16 protein-coding genes are annotated in these 20,015 nt (G+C 55.0%); 7 read left to right on the forward strand and 9 right to left on the reverse strand.

The window, feature by feature from the left end; genetic code table 11:
• Together H6F57_RS00720 and H6F57_RS00725 are read right to left on the reverse strand one after the other, a co-directional pair.
• On the reverse strand, window positions 1-188 hold a 188-nt coding region (locus tag H6F57_RS00720; protein WP_190625414.1), incomplete at its 3' end, for an IS630 transposase-related protein.
• A 446-nt stretch (window positions 189-634) separates the two neighbouring features.
• On the reverse strand, window positions 635-1,207 hold the full coding sequence (locus H6F57_RS00725) for a DUF308 domain-containing protein (RefSeq protein WP_190625415.1): 573 nt from the start codon (window positions 1,205-1,207) through the stop codon (window positions 635-637).
• 400 nt (window positions 1,208-1,607) lie between these two features.
• Here H6F57_RS00725 and H6F57_RS00730 point away from each other — a divergent pair, with 400 nt between their 5' ends.
• Window positions 1,608-2,093: an orange carotenoid protein N-terminal domain-containing protein gene (locus H6F57_RS00730; RefSeq protein WP_190625416.1), complete on the forward strand. Its 486-nt coding sequence runs from the start codon at window positions 1,608-1,610 to the stop codon at window positions 2,091-2,093.
• Window positions 2,094-2,161: 68 nt separating this feature from the next.
• On the opposite strand, the gene H6F57_RS00735 is transcribed toward H6F57_RS00730, so the two are convergent.
• A complete protein-coding gene (locus H6F57_RS00735; protein ID WP_190625417.1) occupies window positions 2,162-2,740 on the reverse strand; it encodes a hypothetical protein in 579 nt (192 codons plus the stop codon).
• A gap of 1,320 nt (window positions 2,741-4,060) precedes the next feature.
• Between H6F57_RS00735 and H6F57_RS00740 the strand changes: the two genes are divergently transcribed.
• From H6F57_RS00740 to H6F57_RS00750, 3 genes are all read left to right on the forward strand, one after another.
• A complete protein-coding gene (locus H6F57_RS00740) occupies window positions 4,061-6,121 on the forward strand; it encodes an AMP-binding protein (RefSeq protein ID WP_199289560.1) in 2,061 nt (686 codons plus the stop codon).
• Window positions 6,122-6,248: 127 nt separating this feature from the next.
• The gene (locus tag H6F57_RS00745) at window positions 6,249-8,621 is read left to right on the forward strand and encodes a 3-hydroxyacyl-CoA dehydrogenase/enoyl-CoA hydratase family protein (RefSeq protein WP_190625418.1); all 2,373 of its coding nucleotides are present in this window, start codon (window positions 6,249-6,251) and stop codon (window positions 8,619-8,621) included.
• Window positions 8,622-8,823: 202 nt separating this feature from the next.
• Window positions 8,824-10,008, forward strand: a complete 1,185-nt coding sequence (locus H6F57_RS00750) for an acetyl-CoA C-acyltransferase (protein ID WP_190625419.1) — start codon at window positions 8,824-8,826, stop codon at window positions 10,006-10,008.
• A gap of 103 nt (window positions 10,009-10,111) precedes the next feature.
• On the opposite strand, the gene H6F57_RS00755 is transcribed toward H6F57_RS00750, so the two are convergent.
• On the reverse strand, window positions 10,112-10,462 hold the full coding sequence (locus H6F57_RS00755) for a four helix bundle protein (RefSeq protein ID WP_190625420.1): 351 nt from the start codon (window positions 10,460-10,462) through the stop codon (window positions 10,112-10,114).
• 69 nt (window positions 10,463-10,531) lie between these two features.
• Here H6F57_RS00755 and H6F57_RS00760 point away from each other — a divergent pair, with 69 nt between their 5' ends.
• Window positions 10,532-12,892, forward strand: a complete 2,361-nt coding sequence (locus tag H6F57_RS00760) for an acyl-CoA dehydrogenase (protein ID WP_190625421.1) — start codon at window positions 10,532-10,534, stop codon at window positions 12,890-12,892.
• A gap of 30 nt (window positions 12,893-12,922) precedes the next feature.
• On the opposite strand, the gene H6F57_RS00765 is transcribed toward H6F57_RS00760, so the two are convergent.
• A protein-coding gene (locus H6F57_RS00765) for an IS630 family transposase (RefSeq protein WP_199294659.1) occupies window positions 12,923-13,800 on the reverse strand; the annotation gives its coding sequence in 2 pieces (ribosomal slippage) (window positions 12,923-13,468 and window positions 13,471-13,800; 876 coding nt in all).
• A 170-nt stretch (window positions 13,801-13,970) separates the two neighbouring features.
• Window positions 13,971-15,035: a hypothetical protein gene (locus H6F57_RS00770; RefSeq protein ID WP_190625422.1), complete on the reverse strand. Its 1,065-nt coding sequence runs from the start codon at window positions 15,033-15,035 to the stop codon at window positions 13,971-13,973.
• A 480-nt stretch (window positions 15,036-15,515) separates the two neighbouring features.
• Between H6F57_RS00770 and H6F57_RS00775 the strand changes: the two genes are divergently transcribed.
• Entirely contained in the window at window positions 15,516-15,992 is a 477-nt protein-coding gene (locus H6F57_RS00775) for a hypothetical protein (protein WP_190625423.1), read from the forward strand.
• Between the two features lie 94 nt (window positions 15,993-16,086).
• Window positions 16,087-17,304: an ATP-dependent 6-phosphofructokinase gene (locus H6F57_RS00780; RefSeq protein WP_190625424.1), complete on the forward strand. Its 1,218-nt coding sequence runs from the start codon at window positions 16,087-16,089 to the stop codon at window positions 17,302-17,304.
• A gap of 129 nt (window positions 17,305-17,433) precedes the next feature.
• On the opposite strand, the gene H6F57_RS00785 is transcribed toward H6F57_RS00780, so the two are convergent.
• The 3 genes from H6F57_RS00785 to H6F57_RS00795 form a co-directional block, all read right to left on the reverse strand.
• Window positions 17,434-17,883: a hypothetical protein gene (locus H6F57_RS00785; RefSeq protein ID WP_190625425.1), complete on the reverse strand. Its 450-nt coding sequence runs from the start codon at window positions 17,881-17,883 to the stop codon at window positions 17,434-17,436.
• Window positions 17,876-18,562 (reverse strand): DUF5671 domain-containing protein, encoded by a 687-nt coding sequence (locus tag H6F57_RS00790; protein ID WP_190625426.1) that lies wholly within the window; start codon window positions 18,560-18,562, stop codon window positions 17,876-17,878. Before H6F57_RS00790 ends, H6F57_RS00785 begins: the two co-directional genes overlap by 8 nt.
• A 405-nt stretch (window positions 18,563-18,967) precedes the next feature.
• Window positions 18,968-19,468, reverse strand: coding sequence for a hypothetical protein (locus H6F57_RS00795; protein WP_190625427.1), 501 nt, complete (start codon window positions 19,466-19,468; stop codon window positions 18,968-18,970).
• Window positions 19,469-20,015: the final 547 nt, after the last annotated feature.

Below are 20,015 nucleotides of genomic sequence, written 5' to 3' on the forward strand. Positions count from 1 at the left end.
TTGTGGCTATGGCCCTGCTGGTAACCTTGCTTCGGGGCAACCTCCCCATTGCCGCGATACTGGTTGTGCCATTCCGTAAGGGTGCTACGGGCAATGCCCAGCAGTTGACTGACAACGACTTTGGATTGGCCTGATTCAATCGCGGCAATCGCTTTCTGGCGCAGGTCAAGGCTGTAGGGAGCTGGCATCACAATACTCCTCTCGATATCCTGTCATTTTGCCTGACCGAACCCTTATACGGATCGCTATACAATTTTACGGGCATCAGAGATTTGAGCTTCTAGCTCGGGCGATCGCTTAATAACCAGATTTAAGGCTTCACCAACGGTGATGAACTGGCGCTCTACAGCAGAGATAATTAGCAAGTTAGTTCGATAGCTATCAAAAGTTTGTCGGTGACAAAGTTTTGAATAAGCTGTTAAGCCTATTGGATGTCGTATAGGTATGTTTGAAGGTCAACGTCCATAGATAGTTAAACGACTTGGGGCAATGGCTTGCAATGAAAATCCTAACCAAATTCCGCTCTACCTTTGCGCTAAGCTACCGTTCTCTTGTTATAGAGGTAGAACGCTGAAAACCACCTCTGAGTGTCTACAAAGAGGTGGTTATAACTTGGCATAGCTGATGACTGTGCTTAAGCAGACGCTGCTGTCTCAGACTCGCGCTCTAGGATTTCGCGGGTTTTGAGAGATAGTCCGATGCGAGAAATGCCGGTAAAGAGAATGCTGGCACCGACTAAAGTGCCCAGCAGCCAGGGAGCATTGAAGGGAAACTGAAACCAGATCATGGCCCCTAAAATTAGGGTGATGATGCCATTGCCTAAAGCCCAGGTCCAGTTTTGCTGAGGCCGCAGTCGAAAGGCCAGAATAAGCTCAAACACGCCCTCGGTGAGCAAAAAGCTACCGAGCAAAAGGGTTAACGTGAGCACCCCAGTGCGCGGATTAACAAACAGCATGACACCTGTGGCAATGTAAAGAATGCCGAGCAGCGCTTTCCAAAGGGTGCCACCTTTATCGCGGGTTTGATAGGCATAAACCAGTTTAGCTGCCCCGGCGGAAGCCAAAATTAGAGCTACCCAGGTCTCAACAAAAAGGGTTGAAACAATGGGTAATGCGATCGCAACCACACCCAAAATTGTTAGAACAACGCCGGTCCACAAAGAGCGATCGCGAACCTGTTTAACACCTACTGAAGTATCACTGACCATAAAATATTCCTCCTGATTTAGCTATGGGCCTCTTCAAGTTAAGAAATCTTTCAGCGATCGAATAGAACCAAAGGGTAGAACGTGTCTGGAAACGCGGCGATTTTGGGTTGAGATGCAACGCAGAAGTGCAAAATCTTTCCCATCTGATTTTGGAGGACTGCTCAGCCCTCTGCTAGGTCACGCAACGCGGGCGATACAGACGATCGCGGCAGCGGCAGACGGTCGAAAGCACCATGATTGACCTTTACCCATCCACTGGCATAGCTTCGTCTATCGCTCTAGCAAGAGGAAGCGGGTTAAATCCTCCGTTAAGTTGCAGGTGGTGGCTTAGAGTACAGGCTTTATCGCTGAATCGTGCTTTCTGGGGCCACCTCTATAAGCTGCAACAAAAGGATTTTTTATGACTGCTTACACAACCGCTAACGACCCTAACCAAGCTCTGAACGTCTTTAAAAGCTTAGATACAGATGCACAACTGGCACTGCTGTGGTTTGTCTATGAGCAGATGGGGGATAGCATCACGACTGCTGCCCCTGGCGCTGCATCCTCAGAGATTGCTGGTGGTCTTTATAACCAGGTCAAAGAGGTAGATCAGCAAGAGCAGCTTGACATCATGCGGGCGATCGCAAAATGTGACGCCTCTAGTCAAATTGGCCGAGAGTATGGTTCTTTGAGCGCCAATACAAAACTCGCTTTTTGGTATTACTTGGCTCAGGGGATGGATAGTGGTGATATTATCCCGATGCCTGAGGGCTATGAGCTTTCTGACCAAGGGCAAGATCTGTTGGCTGCCCTAGAGACGATGGGCTTTGAGGAGCAAATTACCTTTTTGCGCGACGCTGCCCTCGGCATGGGCGCAGAACCCGCAAGCGGCTCTGACATCTAGGTTTAGCGCAGGGGTTTCCTCCCAGCGAATTGTGTAGCGCTGGGAGGAAACAATTTGAAACTGCAGAGCTACTGAGGCAGGCCCACAAGACAGCCCGATGCCTCAAAAGCAGCCGCAGTCTCAGGATAATATTGCCTTAGTTCTTCTGATGAATCGGGCAGCGGTCGAGGATGAGCATATTCATAAAGACTGGGCTGATTTTCATAGACGGATACGTTGCCCAAAAAGTTGTTGTCTAAAAAGAAGACCTGGCTTTGGTCAGTGTATAGTTTGCCGTCTCTCACCTGGCCAGTGTAAAGCTTGCTCTTATCTTGGTATATGTCAACGACGCAGACCCCTCCTCTGGCAGTAGCTGGGTAGATGTAGAGGGATTCTTCGATGGCAATCCATTCGCCCAAAAATGGGGCGATTGCAGGGTCAACGTCAGCCCAAGCTGCTGCGTAAGCCGCTCTTTCCTGCCACTCTTCAAAGGTGCGGCGATCGCTGTAAAAACCGCTGGCTTGGAGGCTTGGAATCTTTCGCCTCAGTTCCTGGGCTAGCTGCTGAAGCTCTGTTGCGGTTGGATATCGCTCAGACTGGGCGATCGCCGGTTGAGTTAGGCTCACCAGCACCAAAACCCAAACACTACCAAGTTGGAGTTGTCTCATCAGACTGCTTGCCCTTGTTGATCACTGCTCTGGAAGACCGTCTCGCAAGGCGGTCCTTACCGTCCTAATCATCAACCCCTAGTAGAATTCCGGGCTGTTGATTGTTTCTTTATCTAAGACGCGACGGATGCGATCGGGGTTGTGTACCTTTTCTTAGCCTGCACCAGCTAAGCCCCTCTCGGTGGCTAGTGTCCGTCGACCTCTGCTGTTTGTTCTATAGAGCTGTTTCACCGATACGGGGCGGCTCTATTCGGCTGGCCAGCCTGAAATTGTGATCTGCATCATCTTGGAGGGAGGCGTTGCTCACGTTCTAGGGCTAGAACTATCACCGATCGACTAATACCGCTATCACTCCTCGAATTGGGAATTCAGGAGACTATGAATTCATTGAGACAAATCAGGCATCACTCAGGAGTCCCCTACCTATGCAACTCACCTATCGCGGTGTTTCCTACGCCCGGTAGACCACCCAACGACTTTCCTCCTAAGCAACAACGACCTACCTACCCCGCTGATGACAGTGGGGTTTTTTGTAGCTAGTAATGCCCTACACAGTTTTCGAGTTATTTAAACATTCTCCCTCGTTGTCGACTCTTTGGGAATGTCCATTTGAGATGGTTATTTCTACCCATCGCAGAGCTTAGAGACTGAGGAAGTACTATAGAAAGTTGAACTTTTCTGTCCTTTTCCTGTGATCCCCAAGGGTTTAGCAATGCGCTTAATCCATGGCCTGAGCGTTTACGCCTGGCTGGAGTGCCTACTAACCCAATCCTTCACAAAAGTTATTTGCGATAGATTTCAATTATGGGTGGGGCAAAAATCGGAAAGCTATAATTAATGAAACAACGAATGTCTTCAAAGGAGCTGATGGGCTTTTTTGTGACAACCTCCAATAAAATCTGGCTCCCTTGAGCCAGCGGTTAAGCAGTTGAAGGCAATCAGAAAATGGAAGCCGCTGCACCAGTTTCAATCAAATGCTGTCAGCAATCGACTAAAACCAAGACTGAAATGATTGATAAGGTGTACGGCACCTAAGTTTTGATTGTCATCTTTAGATCATCAGGTAATAGGCTAAGGGATTAATGCCCTAACACATCAGGCCTGAGCCTTTAGTCATTGCCTCCGCTTCAAGGCCAATAAACCGGTGGTTAACTTACTTGAGGTAGGTTGCCGTCAATTTGTCCATTTTTCTAATTCCTCCGTCGTTTGCTGGCGAAGGAAAACGTTTGGCAGTTGCTCTATCCCCGGTTCAACTACCTAGATCATACAAACGCGAACGGGTCACCGCTTTAGGTCTTATCCCCTCACTTCCCAGCCGCTATGACTACCCCAACTCTCTTCAATCTCGCGCTTCGCGAAGCGTATAGCTTGTGGCATTCCAAAAACGGGAGCCAACTCGAAACAAGTATTCCTACAGGAAGTGCGTGTCCCAGTCCCACTATCCTCCACCGCACCCTGCCGTCTTTGCTCGATGGTGCGGATGGCTTAGCCATTGCAAACGATCGCGCCCTCAACCAATGGCGTAAGGGAAGCTGGCAATCCTTGTCTACTGAAACCTTTCGTCGGGCAGTGGAAGAATTTGCTTTGGGGTTGGAGACCTTTGGGTTGCATCGGGGCGATCGCGTCGCCCTGATGATGCATAGCGATGTGGGGTTTGCGATCGCCGACCTCGGCACCCTGCTAGCCGGGTTTGTTAACGTCCCCATTGACCTCACCCAGACAATCGAAAACATTCTGCTAATTTTGCAAGAGGTCGAAGCGCCGCTGCTAGTGGTCTCTAACCCCGCCCTGCTCGACCAAATTCGCCCCTACCTGTGGGAAGTGCTCACCCTAAAAACCGTGATTGTGGCTGAGGTGCCCGACGGTTGGCAGGCTGAGCAACCCGGAGGCAGTGAGTCAGTCTCGGACGCAGCGCTGCCGACACCAGCCCCTGAAACCTGTTTACAACTTCCCCACCTACTCTGTGAAACCCCTACGCAGCAGCCGTGTCCGTCGGTGCCCCAGGCGCTGCGGGTGTGTGCGTTAGCCGAGGTGCGTGAGTGGGGACGACAGCGGTGGTCAGCTGAGGCCGTTCAGACTTTAGGAGAGGCGATCGCGTCCGCCGATCTGGCCACCATCATTTACATCGCCAGTGAAACCAAGCGCCCCAAAGGGGTGATGCTCAGCCATGAGGCGATCGCGGCCAACGTGCTGGCTTCGTTTTCTAGCTATCCCAACCTCCAGACCGGCCCCAACGAAGTGGCCCTGCTGTTTTTGCCCCTCAACCACATCTTTGCCCGCGTGTTTTTGTATGGCCACTTGGCCTGGGGCCACAGCATTTATTTCTCTGACCCCAACCACCTGATCAAGCACCTGCGTCGAGTCAAGCCCACCTTTTTAATTACCGTGCCTCGGTTATTAGAGAAAGTGCATGAACGCATTCTCGACCAGGTTAACCACCTCAGCCATTTCGACCGGCGGGTGCTGCAATGGGCTATCAAGCTCACGGCTCGGTTCGACCCGGCTCAACCACCCCAAAAGCTCTACCGTCTGCAAATGCAGCTGGCCGAACGGCTCGTGTTTGTCAAATGGCGCGAGGTGTTTGGTGGCCGGCTCAAAGCCTGTATTTGTGGCGGTGCCGCCCTGTCTGGCAATCTCGTTAAATTTTTCTCGGCGGCGGGGGTGCCCGTCTATCAAGGCTACGGCCTCACCGAAACCAGCGGCGTGCTCACCTACACTCGCGCCGGCCATAACCGCGCCGGCACCGTCGGCCTCCCCATTCCCGGCGTTGAAATTGCCCTTGCCGCCGACCAAGAAGTTCTGGTGCGTGCGCCCTTTCTCATGCAGGGCTACTACCACGACTCTGCTGCCACTGCCGCCGCCCTCACCTCTGATGGCTGGCTACACACCGGCGACTTCGGCACCCTCGATGCCGACGGCTTTCTCACCATTACCGGGGTGAAAAAAGCCTTATTCAAACTCTGCACCGGCAAATATGTCTCCCCCCGGCCTCTAGAGCAAGAATTAATGGCCTCCCCCCTGGTGGCTAAGGCCATCACCGTCGGTGCCAACCACAAGTTCTGCGCCATGGTGATCGTTCCTGACCTAGACGCCCTGCGTCACCAAGTCGAGCCTTGGGACCTTGACCTCACCCAACCCGACTGGTGGCACCATCCCCGCATCACCGCCCTCTACCAAAGCCTGATCGACACCGCTAACTGCCATTTCCCCTACTGGTCCACCGTGCGCAAATTTGCCCTAGTGGATCAAAGCGAGGGGCTAGACGAGGTGGTGGAGCGGCTGTATGGGGAGGGAGGTGTTAGGGGGGATGGGGGAGATGAGGGGGATGCGGAAGGCGGGGAGGCTTGTCCGGTGTATGCGCGATCGCTAATGCGCTACTAGGCGGCGATCGAGAGATCAAGTAATGGGCTAACAAGCCATCACTCCCCCACCTTCCTCACCTCCCTCACCTTCCCTAGCCCATCACTCCCCTACTCCACTCCAACTACGCCAAATCAAGGAGCCAGCCATGCAAACACCCTTCCAAACCGCCGCTGTCCTCGGAGCCGGGGTCATGGGTACCCAGATTGCGGCTCACCTGGCCAATACCGGGCTCACAGTTCACCTGTTAGAACTGCCCTCTCAAAAAGGCAGCAAAAACGACCTGGTAGAAGGAGCCTTCAAAAAAGCCTGTAAACAGTCGCCGCCGATTTTCTACAGTCAGCAAGCGGTGAAGCGCGTCATTCTAGGCAACTATGAAGAACATTTCGATCGCCTGTCTACGGTGGACTGGGTGATTGAAGCGGTGGTCGAAAATCTCACCGTCAAGCAGGAGTTGTTTGCACGGGTTGAGCGCACCGTTGGCCCAGACGCGGTGATTTCTACCAACACCAGCGGGCTGCTGATTCACCAGGTGGCCGAGGGGCGATCGAAATCCTTCAGAAAGCGGTTTTTGGGCACCCACTTCTTTAACCCGCCCCGCTATCTGAAACTGCTAGAACTCATCCCCACCACTGACACCGACCCCGCCGTGGTTGAGCGGGTGGCCGCGTTTGGCCGAGACAGGCTAGGCAAAGGCATCGTCGTCGCCAAAGACACCCCCAACTTCATCGCCAACCGCATTGGCGTCTTTGTGTCGATGCTGGGTCTGCGATCGTTCATTCGGGGTGACTACACCATCGAAGAGATCGACACCCTCACCGGCACCCTGGTGGGACGGCCCAAATCGGCCACCTTCCGCACTGCAGATCTGGTGGGGCTCGACACGCTGCTCTACGTCGCCGACAACCTTTATCCCGCCATTCCCCAAGACGAGCGGCGCGAGCTGTTTCAGCCCCCCGAGCTGATGCGCAAGCTGGTGGCCACTGGCACCCTGGGGGCCAAGTCAGGCCAGGGCTTTTACAAGAAAGTAGGGGGCGAGATTCGCTCGCTGAACCCTAAAACCTTTGGCTACGATTCGCCCCGCCCCGTCAACCTGGGGAATTTAGACGGGCTGAAGAAACACGATTTACCCGAACGGCTGCGGCATTTATATAGAGATCATGGGCGGGCCGGAGATTTTTTTCGCCAGACCATGCTCGAAACCCTGGCCTACAGCGCCAACCGCATTCCCGAAATTGCCGACAGCCCGGCAGACATCGATCGCGCCATGGCCTGGGGCTTTGGCTGGGAAATTGGCCCCTTCGCCATCTGGGATGCCCTGGGTTTCGACCGGGTCATTCAAGACATGACCGAGGCTAAGCTGACCCTACCCCCGTGGCTCAAACAAATGCAAGCAGGTGGCGCAACGGGCTTTTACAGTGCCGACCCTGCAATGACCGCCCCCACTGTATATGTGCCCGGCGAGCGCTACGTATCCCTAGAAGTTCCTACCAGTGAACTCCATATAGCTGACCTCAAGGATCGCCTACTTCTTTGGCACAACAGCGAAGCCGCCCTGCTCGATGCCGGAGACGGGGTTGCGCTGTTCGAGTTTCGCTCTAAGGCCAACACCCTCAGCACCAAAGTGGTCGAGGGTCTCGGTGCCGCCCTCGACTGGCTGGCCGCCCACGACAACTACCACGGCATGGTGATTGGCAACGAAGGCCCCAACTTCTGCGTCGGCATTAACTTGGCCGAGGTGGGCAAAATCGCCCAGTGGGAAAACCTCAACCCCCTCAACCGCAACCATCGCACCATTGCCAAGCTGCTCCACGATGTCCAAACGCTGGTGCAGCGCATCTACTACTTCCCCAAACCCGTGGTTGCGGCCATTCAAGGGCGGGCGCTGGGGGGCGGCTGCGAACTCGCCATGGCCTGCCCCTACGTGGTCGCCGACGCCGAAACCTACATCGGCCTGGTGGAACTCGGCGTCGGGCTGATTCCCGCTGGGGGCGGCCTCATGCGTCTTGCCCGCTGGGCCGGTCAGCGCGCCATCTCCGATGAACCCGCCGACATTCTGCCCTGGCTGAAGCAGGTGTTTCGCACCGTCGGCATGGCCCAGGTTTCCAACAGCGCCCACGAAGGCATCGAGCTAGGCTTCTTGCCCGCCACCACGCAGATTGTGATGAACAGCGATCGCCGCCTCTACGCCGCCAAACAAGAAGTGCTCTGCCTGCACCGCATGGGCTATGCGCCCCCACCCCGCCAGCCCATCCCCGTCCTCGGCCAACCCGCCCGCGCCATGCTCGAACACATGGCCTACGTTATGCATGCCGGTAGCTACATCAGCGACTACGATCGCAGCCTCGCCAACCGCCTCGCCTACGTCCTCACCGGCGGGGACCTCACCGTCCCCGCCGCCGTGGATGAGACCTATCTGCTGAACCTTGAACGCGACAATTTCCTGCCGCTAATCGACGAACCCAAGACCAAAGAACGCCTGCTGCACATGTTGAAGACGAAGAAACCCCTGAGAAACTAATAAAAGTTTTGAGTTTTAAGTTTTGAGTTTTGAATTTCCCCCAATTTACAACTCAAAACTCCTCAATCTTCTTCGTTACACTCCCTTGTCCATGGGCTCTAGTGAGCTGTTATCAACCTCATTCCCTGCCCGTCTAACCCTCGCTACATCTTCAATTCGAAACTCAACATTCAAAACTAAAAACTCTCCCCTAACTTCCGCCATGAACACCAACGCCTATATCGTCAGCACCGTCCGCACCGCCGTGGGCAAAGCGCCCCGAGGCACCCTCCGCCACACCCGCCCCGACGATTTGGGGGCTGCGGCTTTAAGGGGTGCGATCGCCCACATCCCCGCCCTTGTCTCTGACCACATCGACGATGTGATCATGGGCTGCGCCATGCCCGAGGCCGAGCAAGGGTATAACCTGGGTCGGCTCATTGCTTTGCGAGCGGGTTTGCCCGACTCGGTTTCCGGTAGCACCGTCAATCGTCTGTGCGCCTCGGGGTTGCAATCTATTGCCATGGCCACCCAAGCTATTGCTTGGGGCCAAGCCAATGTGATTGTGGCGGGCGGGGTCGAGTCCATGAGCATCATCCCCATGGGCGGGCACCAGTTTTCCCCCAGTACTGAGCTGTTTGCCGACATGCCCGCCGCCTACATTCCCATGGGCCTGACGGCTGAGAACGTGGCCGATCGCTTCCAGGTTTCCCGCACCGACCAAGATGCCTTTGGGCTGCGATCGCACCAAAAAGCCCTCGCCGCCCAGGCATCCGGTCGGTTCAAAGCCGAGATCGTCCCCATCACCGTGCGCACCACTGACTACCTCGACGGTCAGCCCCACGCCCAACAGCTAACCTTCGACACCGACGAAGGCCCCCGCGCCGACACCAGCCTAGAGGCTCTCGCCCAGCTCAAACCTGTCTTTAAAGCCAACGGCACCGTCACCGCCGGGACATCCTCCCAAATGTCTGACGGAGCTGCCGCCACCGTCGTTATGGGCGAAAACACTCTCCACGAACTCGGTCTGCAACCCCTGGGCCGCCTGCTCGGCTTCGCCGTCGCCGGGGTGCCCCCCGAGATCATGGGCATTGGCCCCATAGCCGCCATCCCCAAAGTGCTGAAGCAGGTCGGCCTCACCCTCGACGACATCGGCCTGATCGAGCTTAACGAAGCCTTCGCTGCCCAATCCCTCGCCGTCATTCGCGAACTGGGCCTCAACGAAGAGATCGTCAACGTCAACGGTGGCGCGATCGCCCTCGGTCACCCCCTCGGCTGCTCTGGGGCTAAACTCACCGCCACCCTCCTCCACGAAATGCAGCGACGCGGCACTCGCTATGGGCTGGTGACTATGTGCGTCGGGGGGGGAATGGGTGCAGCGGGGGTGTTTGAGAATTTGATGCGTTGAGGAGTGATGGAGATAGGGAAGGTGGGGAGGGTAGGGGAGATGGGGGAGGTTAGAGGAGCCAGGTTTTGAGGTTTTTGATCAGGTGGACTAGGCCGCTGAGGACTTAGTTGTAGGTTGAGTAGAGGTCTTTGGCTTGGTCTCGTTCCAGGTAGTTACATTTGACGGCAAATTTTAGCCAAACCTGGGTTTCAGCGGCCTCTGCTTCACAATCGCTCAGTTTTGCAATAAAGGCAGCTTGATACCGCCGCTTTCGCCAAGCTTCCGCCATGTTGGCACATACCGATCGCGACGACCGCCGCACCTGATCCGTTAGCGAATACCGTTCCTCCACCGGAAAAGCTTCAGTCAGCTGAAAAATCTCCATCGCCGCCCCAAACGCCATCTGATAAATCACCAAATCCTCATGACTTCTGACTAACTTTCTACCTTTCTCCAACTCCCCCAAATCCTTCATCTCCCCACCATCTCATTTCTCCCATTAATAATTCCCCTTCCCAATCTCTCCGCTACCCAAAGGCCCACCATGCTCCACTACCTCTCCACCCTCTCCATCTCCCTTATCTTCCCCATCTCCCTCATTCTCCTCACCTTCCTCATCCCCCCCCTCCGCCGTCGCCTAATTTCCGCTCCCTTTGGCAAAGTCGCTCGCAAACAGCTGCCCAAAATCTCCGACACCGAGCGGGTTGCGATCGAGGCAGGCCAGGTCTGGGTTGAGGGAGAATTCTTCTCCGGGCAACCCGACTGGCAGCGGCTGCTCAACGAGCCCTATCCCCAGGTGCCGCCCGACGTGCAAGCCTTTCTCGATGGGCCGGTGGAACGGGTTTGTCAGCTGGCCACCGACTGGGAAATCTATCAGCGCAAAGACCTGCCCCCGGCGGTGTGGAAGTTTCTCAAGCACGAAAAGTTCTTTGGCATGATGATTCCCCAGGAGTTTGGCGGCCTGGGCTTCTCGAATCTGGCCTACAGCGCTGTGATGGTGAAGCTGGCCTCCCGCTCCTTTACCCATGTGGCCACGGTGGGGGTAACCAACTCCCTCGGCCCGGCCAAACTGCTGCTGCGCTATGGCACCCCCGAGCAAAAAGCCCGCTACCTGCCGCGCCTGGCCATTGGCGAAGAAATTCCCTGCTTTGCTCTAACCGAGCCCCTGGCCGGGTCTGACGCCGCCAGCCTTACCTCTTGTGGTGAAGTATTTAAAGCAGAAGACGGCCAGCTGTATCTGCGGCTGAATTGGAAGAAGCGGTATATCACGCTGGGGGCGATCGCCACGCTGATCGGCCTTGCCTTCCGCCTCTACGACCCTGACAACCTGCTGGGCCTAGGGCATGACGTTGGCATCACCTGCGCCCTGGTGCCAAGGGAAACCCCTGGCGTGGTCATTGACCATCGCCACGACCCCATGGGCGTACCCTTCTTTAATTCTCCAATTGAGGGTCACGATGTGGTGCTGCCCATTGACCAGATCATTGGCGGCGTTGCCCAGGCCGGCCAGGGCTGGAAGATGCTGATGCAGACGCTGGCGGCGGGGCGAGGCATTAGCTTTCCCGCCACTTGCACGGGGGTGGCCAAGCTGGTGGCGCGCGTGGCCAGTGCCCACAGTGTAGTGCGCCAGCAGTTTGGCCTGCCCATTGGTCGATTTGAGGGGGTCGAAGAACCCCTCGCCCGCATTGCTGGATTGACCTATGTGGTCGATGCCGCTCGCCTCTACACCTGTGGCGCGGTGGATAGTGGGGCGCAGCCGGCAGTAGTGAGCGCGATCGCAAAATACCAAAGCACCGAGCTAGCCCGCGCCATCGTCAACGACGGCATGGATATCCTCGGCGGTTCCGGCATCTGTCGGGGGCCGCGCAACCTGCTTGCTAACGTCTACACCGCCATCCCTATTGCCGTCACTGTCGAGGGGGCCAACATTCTCACGCGCACGCTGATGATCTTTGGTCAGGGCGTCATCCGCTGCCACCCCTACCTCTACGACGAAATTCAGGCTCTCTACGACAGCGACTGGGTGGCTTTTGACCGACTGTTGTGGAGTCATGTAGGAGCGTTTATTCGCAACGTGGGTCGATCCAAAATGCTAGGCCTTACTCAAGGACGCCTGGCAACGGCCCCCGTCAACGGCCCCACCGCCCCCTATTACCGCAAACTTTCTTGGGCTTCGGCCACCTTCGCCGTTCTCACCGATATCGCCCTCATCCGCTATGGCGGCAGCCTTAAGCGCCACGAAAATATCACCGGACGCTACGCCGACGCTCTCTCTTGGCTATACCTGACCAGCGCCGTACTGCGCCGGTTTGAAGCTGAGGGCCGACCCGACGCCGACCTGGCGACCGTAGAATGGGCGGCTCAGTATGGCCTGGTTCAAATTCAATCTGCCTTTGAGGGCATTGTTGGCAACCTATCTCTCCCTGTCGTGGGTTCTCTGGTCAAACCGTTGATGGGTTTGGGCTTGCGGCTAAATCCCCTGGCGACACTGCCCAGCGATGCTCTGGGACATCAGGTGGCGAAGGATTTGCAAGCGACTGGGGGCATGCGCGATCGCCTCACCGCTGGCATCTATCTGCCCACTGACCCCACCGAAGCCCTGGGTCGCCTAGAGCAAGCCCATACCCTCAGCCAGCAGGCCGACACGATTCACCGTCGCCTCAAAGATGCCGTCCGCACCGGGCAGCTAGCTACTGATGGCCTAAAACATCCAACAGAATCCCTAGAAACCCTGGCCCACCGGGCGGGTCTGCTTACTCAACCCGAATGGGATTTGCTGATGACAGCAGACGAAGCTCGCAAAGATGCCATCCAGGTAGACGTCTTCACTTTTGAGGAATACGAGGCCGGGAGCAAAGTGGATCTCATTGGTGCACCACAGCCGTTGTTCTCTGATCGAGGATAGAGGTTATTCCTATAGCTGTGGTCATCTAGGTTAGGACGCAGCTTGCTTGAGCACGACTTCAATAGCGGCACGTAAGCCGTCGGCATGGGGGAGGTGTTTGCGAATCCGGCTCTTCAACCAACCCCAGCATTTTTCAATCCGGTTGAGGTCTGGGGAATAGGGTGGAAGGTAAACGACCTGACAGTCTGCGGCCTCAATCAACTGAACAATCCGACCGCCGTGGTGAAAGGTGGCATTATCGAGAATCACACTATCACCAGGACGCAGGGCAGGAATCAAGCAGGTCTCGAGCCAGAGTTCAAAGACTGTCCGGTTACAGGCCCCTTCGACGGTAAACGGGGCAATCAGTTGATGTCCTCGGTAGCCAGCAATCATGTTCACCCGCCCTTGCCGCCGTCCCGATTTCAGGGCGTAGCACCGCTGGCCTGCTGGTGAGTAGCCAAAGCCATAATCGTCACGCTCATCCATCCCAGACTCATCGACGTAAACCCAATGCGGCGCTTGGGGGTCAGCGACTTGGGCTAGAAACGCGCTCCGTTTTCTTTCATCGCGCTGGACGTAACCGTAGGTCTTTTTTTTCGCGTCAAGCCAATCCTCTTCAGCGCGCGTGAGATCGTCCGTCGGCTGACATCGCTGGTCCAAAGCTCGGCCATCTTGGCCTGGGTTTTTGAGCGATGCTGCTCAGCAAAGGCTCGAAATGCCTCCCAGTTCTGGATCTTTCCCTGAGCTGGAGACGCCGCCCTGGCAGTTGGCTCAAGGCAACCCGTCGCCGCTTTACGCTTCAGCCACAAGTCGATGGTGTTGCGGCTGATCTGAAACAGCGCACTGGCTTCACTCTTCTTCAACCCATCGAATTCTATGGCGTGGATGACCTTCTGACGCAAATCAAGGCTGTAGGGTTTGGCCATTGCACTCCTCACCATGAGACTCCCTTACTTAGTCTATGTCCTAACCACCTTGACCATAGCTATAATTCAAGACTCATCAAAATCGAACTGGGACTCCTTTAAATTAAAAAGAGTCCCAGTATAAGACGAGGGGTGGGCCGATGTCTTTGAACTCATTAGCCACCTATTCTCTATATCCCTGACAGCCGCACCTTATAGGGAATTTCTTCAATCGGCACGTCTTCAACATCCCAGTTGTCGTAACGCAGCTGGAGCCGCTTTTCTCCGGCATACCCTACTAGCTTGCCCCCGTAGTGTTTGGCTTCGGTGCCCAGGCTTTGAATGCGCACCATGCCGTTGAAGACCGTAGCGCGGGCTAGATAGATCACCAGGTCATCCCGAGAAGGTCGATTTACTGTCGTGCTGGCGGTCAAGTGGCCCAAGCCGCGCTCATCCATTTCTTGCCCCAGGGCCAGGGCCGTGTTGCGAATGCCGCGAATTGCTACGATCGCCGACGCCACCGCCATGGTGATATCGACCCCTTCATCGGTCAAAATTTCCTGGGTAGATAGAAACTGAAAATTGCGCTCCCCTAAATCGTTGCGAATGCGGCGGTGAATCAAATTCTCTGACTGATAGTTGGTCAATGCCCCCACGATCGCCCCGCAGGCTGCCCGAGGTTCTCGCCAGGGCGATTCGCGGGTTTTGCCGTAGACCTGCTTGCCATCTTCTTGAATGCGCCCCACGTGGGTTTTGAGGTCGATCGCCACCAGCGAAATTGACTCGGCATTGCCCTCATAGACCCGCCGCTTCAGCTTCTCATCCAGCTCGTGGGCCACGGTGACGTGGGCCAAGGTAGCGCCATTGTCGGTGCCGCCCCCAGCGGGGAAAAACGCCTCCAGCTTGAGTTCGCCAATCTCCGACAGGGTCGCAAACCGGGAGGCCACCACGTCGCGGTAGCGCTTCGTCGCCTCGCCCTGGTGAATGCGATCGCCGCAGTTGGTGTAGGCCAGCGTCGTCACCGCGCTGGGCAGGTTCATATCGGCCCCGCAGGCTTGAATATCGGTGGGGCTAGCCCCAGCAAATTGCAGCTCGTCGCGCAGCAGTTGCAAACCCTTGATCAACGCATAGCGATCGCTGACGATCTCGTTTAAGTAGTTGTGGTACGCATTGCGCTCCATGCCAAAGCTGGCGGGAAGCTGCCAAAATCGCTCAATTCGCACCTGACTTGGGGCAGCGTCAAAGGGCAAAGCCATGGCAAGTAGACCCCTTTGGATGAAATAACTGGTTTGAACTCATGCCATGGTAAGCGGTCTAGCTCAAAAATTATCCTCTTGAATAAAGTCGGCCGAGAGGGAACTTTTCCAAGGTGCAATGGTCTCACACCAAGTCTATTGAGAATCTAATTGATACCAGTCAAGAGACGAATGGGTCTCATTGCGAGATCATGTTTTTGAAATGGCTGCTGAAAGGTGCGATCGCACTTCCAGTATTTCGCAATGCCTTACGCAAAGTCTACTCAATATCATCAGAAGACCAACTTAGATTAATTTGGTCTCACAATAAGATCATCTCTTTTGGGATTGTGGCTAGTGAATACTCAATCCCAGCTCACCAAAATTTTTCGCTGACTAAAAGTTTCGGTAGTTAACAACAGCGTGCGCAAAGCTAATACCGGCTTATATTCTGAGTATTTCGTTCTGAATACATTAATCAACCCTTGCCAAGATAAAAACATGTTTAAAACCTCTGGGCTTTATGCCCTAACCGTCAGTGCATTGTTGATCACCTTGGCCGCCTGTCAGCCTACGGCCACCACTCCAGACACCGATGGAGAAACCACCATCGAAGCCCCCGTCATCGAGGCACCGGAGGGTGATGCCGTGGGCGATCGCACCGACTACACCGAAGTGCCCCTACCTGGAGGGGCGGTTGGGGAAGAACCTACCGAAATCGCCCTTGCCGCCTTTGGCAGCACCGAACCCGGCGAAGGCAATTTTGAGGAAGAGGTTGAACTGGTCGATCAAACCGACGACCAGGCCTTGGTTGTGCTCACCCAAACTGGCCTCGCTGATGACTCCGTCAACGGCACGCGCTATCGCCTAGAGTTTGTGCCCGAGGGCGACCAATGGCGACTTGACTGGGCCGGCCAGCAGGTGCGCTGCCAACTCGACCGTGGCTCTCAAGAGTGGTCTACCGACCGGTGTATGTAGAAAACTATTCTGCGTTAAGACTGTTGAAGAGCGGCATTTCCAGAGACTCGATTGGCCTGAGGATTGATGAGATTAGCCTTTCGGATACCGTTCTATGACATCCATTCAGCGCATTGGCATTCTCACCAGCGGCGGCGACTGCCCCGGCCTCAACGCCGTCATTCGAGCGGTGGTCAAGTGCGCCAACCGGCGCGGGTGGGATGTCATTGGCATACCCTACAGCACCGACGGCTTTATGCAGGTGGCCGACGGTCAGTACGACCCTGAGCACCTGCTGCTCACCGACCACGGCTACGACATCCCCGGCATTTTGCAGGGGCTTGACGTGCTGCAATTTCTCAGCGGCACCATCCTGGGCTCGCTCAGCAAGAGCCGCTTCGACGGGCCTGACCAGATCAGCAAAATTTTGGCGGGCTACGAAAAACTCAACCTCGACGCTCTGATTGCCATCGGCGGCGACGGCAGCCTCGATATCATCTATGACCTGGCCCAGCGCGGCGGCTGGAATCTGATCGGCATTCCCAAAACCATCGACAACGACGTGCCCTTTACCGAAAAATCTATCGGCTTTAACACGGCGGTGCAGACGGTGAACAGCGCCCTCTACGACCTCACTTTTACCGCCGCCAGCCACGATCGCGTCATGGTGGTCGAGGTCATGGGTCGCGATGCGGGGCATTTGGCTCTCCACGGCGGCATTGCGGGTGGGGCCGACGTCATTCTCATTCCCGAACTGGTGCCTGACCTCAGCCCCCTCGTGGTCACCCAGATCTGTCAGCACATTGCCGATCTGCGCCAGCGGGGCCGCAAGTTTGCCCTGGTGGTGGTGGCCGAGGGCGTCCACGGCGAAGACGGCAAACCCAAGCACCTAATTGGCGAATCTCTGGCCACGGCGATCGCCGATCGCAGTCGCACCCTTTGCCAAACCGGCGACACCGCCTACTGCGATATGGATCGCGTCGAAACCCGCGCCATGGTGCTAGGCCACATCCAGCGCAGCGGCATCCCCACCGCCAGCGATCGCCTGCTGGCCTCAGCCTTTGGCCGCAAAGCCGTGGATCTGATCGCTGAAGGCCGCTACAACCGTTTAGTGGTCTGGGAAGCGGGCCGCGTTCGCTCTAAAGACCTGAGCGATGTGATTGCCACCGTGCGCAAGTGTCACCTGCGCGGCATCTGCCCCAGCCCGGTCGAAACCGACAGCACCATGGTCAAAGTGGCCCGATCGCTGGGCATCTACGTAGGCGATCCAGATACGCTGCCCGACCCGAAAGCGGTGATGCAGGAGATTCAGGAAGTCTCGGCGTTAGCCTGACACACCCGTAGGGGCAAATGGCATTTGCCCAGCCGTAACCTGTGCCCAGACCTCGATCTCTGGTTACAGTCACAAACGCTGCATGGGGCGCAAGCCTTGCGCCCCATGCAATTGCCATTAGCCAGCCGATCAGTACACCAGGGTCGGATACTCCGCCACATCAAACTCAAAGCAGTGCCGCCCTTCAGGGTGCTGCCATCGCTCGGCATCGGGGTTTGACTCCTGAGCGGTGAGGCGGTGAGTGCTGCTGTCGGTATCGAAGGTGGCACAGAGGTTAAATTCGCGATCGCTCAGCCGCTCATATTCGTAGGGCTGGTTGGTCAATGGGTCGTTGCGCAGTTCGCTCGCCTCTAGGGTGGCGGGCAGCTCAAAGCTGTCGTTGTCGGTGAGGTAGCGCTCGTGGAGCCGCTGGGCAATGGTGCCCACGTCTTGCAAGCGCTGGCGATCGGCGGCGATTTCACGCTGCCGCCCTGGGGTGCCTAGCACCCAAAAGCCCGCTGCGATCGCTAACCCCACCGCCACGGTTGCCACCACCGCAAACGCTCGATCAAAAGTCTGATTGTCAAACGTCTTATTCATGGGCCAAATTTGGAACCTTAGGGGCAGGCTTGCGCCGAATCCAGTCGAAGTAGTACCACAGCACGCCGCCGTCGAGCACCAGCACTACCAGCACCTTGAGCAAAAAGCGCGGCGTCAGCTCACCCCGCAAAAACGAGGTCAAAAACGCAATCACCGCACTAATGGCAATGATGGTCGCGATCAGCAGAGTCAGGTAGGTGAGCACCTTGCGCACCTCTGAGAAATGCTTTTCGCGGTGGGCCGCCAGGTCGCGGTTGATCTGCCGCATCAACCCCAGATATACGGGGTAGGCCACCAGCAACCGCGCCAGGGCAAAGGCCACCCGCCAGGAGGGGTCGCCGTAGTAGTTGTTCAAACTGTCAGGAATCAGGTGGTTGATGAAGATAAAGGCCATCTCACCGAGCGCCTGAATCCAGATGCCCAAGGTGACAAAGGCTAATAAATAAAAGAAGGCATCGCGCGCCAGCTCGCCCGAGCCGCCGCGCGGCGTGGGCAATGGGCGGCCCACAAGCCCTTCGTAAACCTCAAAGAAGGCGCGCTCTACTTCGCGGGTAGGCCAGCCGTAGTCGCGCAGCAGCTTGCTAATGAACTCGTCGGATGAGCCGCGATCGCGCGCCAGCAGAATGAACTGCACTAGCTCGCTGCGACTGTCGGGGGTAGGGGGAAGATCTGTACTCATGGGCCTACGGTAATCCGCCATAGATATTCTAAAAAGAATGAGTGATCCACCTGTTTAACTGTCCTTTAAAGCCGGAACCGGAGGGAGGCTCAGTGGCGTATCCATTTGGTGAGAATGCGCATGGGTTGGCCGGTGGCGGGGTCGAGCTGGGGTTTGTGACCGGCGCAGGGTTCGGCAAAGCCGATGCTGTGGAATACCATTGCGAACCTATGTGCAATGCGAGATGGGAAAGGCTGCGCCAAGGTCGACAACTTCGTAGGCGAAGATGCTATGTCGGAGATTAGGAATTTCAATCGAAGGATTCTCTAATGAATTCGACCCTAAAACGTAGTCGCTGCCAACAATTTTATTCTCTTTCAATCAATATTTCTATAATAAATAAATCTCTATTTTGACTTTATGCGTTTACAGTCGTCTTCCCCACGGCTTTAACCCAAAAAGCGCAAAGATCTTTTCTTTCGTGATTTTACCAGTAGGACAATGCTGTTCATCTGATTCTTCATTATTTAACTCTCTGTAAAAATCCTTCCCGGTTGCAAAATCATATATAGTATATTCAATCATACTGCTCATGAATTTTCTCTCCTTTTCAATCCCTGAATCAAACCTTCTCTTTGCTATGTCAGATGCGCTGCTCATGACAATTTCCTGGATGATATGAAAATCCATAAGCGCCTTCCACATTTTCTCTTCACTAATATAAGACGGACATTGTTCTAATTTTAGATAAATCGCTACTTCATCAAATTCATGCCTTAAAATCCATCTGCATCTATAAATAAACCTACCAGAAAAGCCTAGATTAGAAGCCCCATATCTAAGAGTCCATCGTATTCTGAGTTTAGGGTATTCAAAACCATTCTGATCTTCTAATTCGTCCTCATCTATGTTTTTATAATTATTCATATATGGGTCTGATCCATTTTGATAATTTCGGCAATTACTTTATACTTGATTTTCCTAAATTGAAAAGCAGTCGGAAGCGATCCAAAGCTTTATTCCCGCATCATCTATTATCTTTTTAAGGCTAACTGAGGAGATATAGGCAGTTAGTATAACCAGCCCTTTTTCTCTCTTGATGCAATTTTTAAATGATTTAATTGCCCTATTGCTTCATATGTATTCTTTCTGTTAAGCGACAGCTTTCACTTGATTATGTGTTTGTCTGTTAGGATATCTATCCTTTCTTCTTAGCTGCCAACAGAGAATTCTGTTTGACACTTTATTCCTTTCCTTTCTAGTTTGTTGGCAGCATAGGTCTGAAGCTCTTTTTCGGTTGAGAATTTCATTCTTTAAACTTGTGCGGTCAAGCTAATCAAAGCAAAGAAATCTTTTGAAAAGGAGTTTTATTGAGAAATATTTTTCGAAGGTGTTCTTTAAGTACGCTGAATTATATAAGTGGGTGATTGTAGTTTTCCCATGAATCGCTTTTGCATCACAACATTCCGGACAA

It is taken from the genome of Leptolyngbya sp. FACHB-60 (genome assembly GCF_014695775.1).
GTDB lineage: Bacteria > Cyanobacteriota > Cyanobacteriia > Phormidesmidales > Phormidesmidaceae > Nodosilinea.

Bases quoted from the DNA above. Each gene is read 5' to 3' on its own strand.
- H6F57_RS00725 (WP_190625415.1), bottom strand. From the start codon at position 1,207: ATGGTCAGTGATACTTCAGTAGGTGTTAAACAGGTTCGCGATCGCTCT.
- H6F57_RS00730 (WP_190625416.1), top strand. From the start codon at position 1,608: ATGACTGCTTACACAACCGCTAACGACCCTAACCAAGCTCTGAACGTC.
- H6F57_RS00735 (WP_190625417.1), bottom strand. From the start codon at position 2,740: ATGAGACAACTCCAACTTGGTAGTGTTTGGGTTTTGGTGCTGGTGAGC.
- H6F57_RS00740 (WP_199289560.1), top strand. From the start codon at position 4,061: ATGACTACCCCAACTCTCTTCAATCTCGCGCTTCGCGAAGCGTATAGC.
- H6F57_RS00745 (WP_190625418.1), top strand. From the start codon at position 6,249: ATGCAAACACCCTTCCAAACCGCCGCTGTCCTCGGAGCCGGGGTCATG.
- H6F57_RS00750 (WP_190625419.1), top strand. From the start codon at position 8,824: ATGAACACCAACGCCTATATCGTCAGCACCGTCCGCACCGCCGTGGGC.
- H6F57_RS00755 (WP_190625420.1), bottom strand. From the start codon at position 10,462: ATGAAGGATTTGGGGGAGTTGGAGAAAGGTAGAAAGTTAGTCAGAAGT.
- H6F57_RS00760 (WP_190625421.1), top strand. From the start codon at position 10,532: ATGCTCCACTACCTCTCCACCCTCTCCATCTCCCTTATCTTCCCCATC.
- H6F57_RS00770 (WP_190625422.1), bottom strand. From the start codon at position 15,035: ATGGCTTTGCCCTTTGACGCTGCCCCAAGTCAGGTGCGAATTGAGCGA.
- H6F57_RS00775 (WP_190625423.1), top strand. From the start codon at position 15,516: ATGTTTAAAACCTCTGGGCTTTATGCCCTAACCGTCAGTGCATTGTTG.
- H6F57_RS00780 (WP_190625424.1), top strand. From the start codon at position 16,087: ATGACATCCATTCAGCGCATTGGCATTCTCACCAGCGGCGGCGACTGC.
- H6F57_RS00785 (WP_190625425.1), bottom strand. From the start codon at position 17,883: ATGAATAAGACGTTTGACAATCAGACTTTTGATCGAGCGTTTGCGGTG.
- H6F57_RS00790 (WP_190625426.1), bottom strand. From the start codon at position 18,562: ATGAGTACAGATCTTCCCCCTACCCCCGACAGTCGCAGCGAGCTAGTG.
- H6F57_RS00795 (WP_190625427.1), bottom strand. From the start codon at position 19,468: ATGAATAATTATAAAAACATAGATGAGGACGAATTAGAAGATCAGAAT.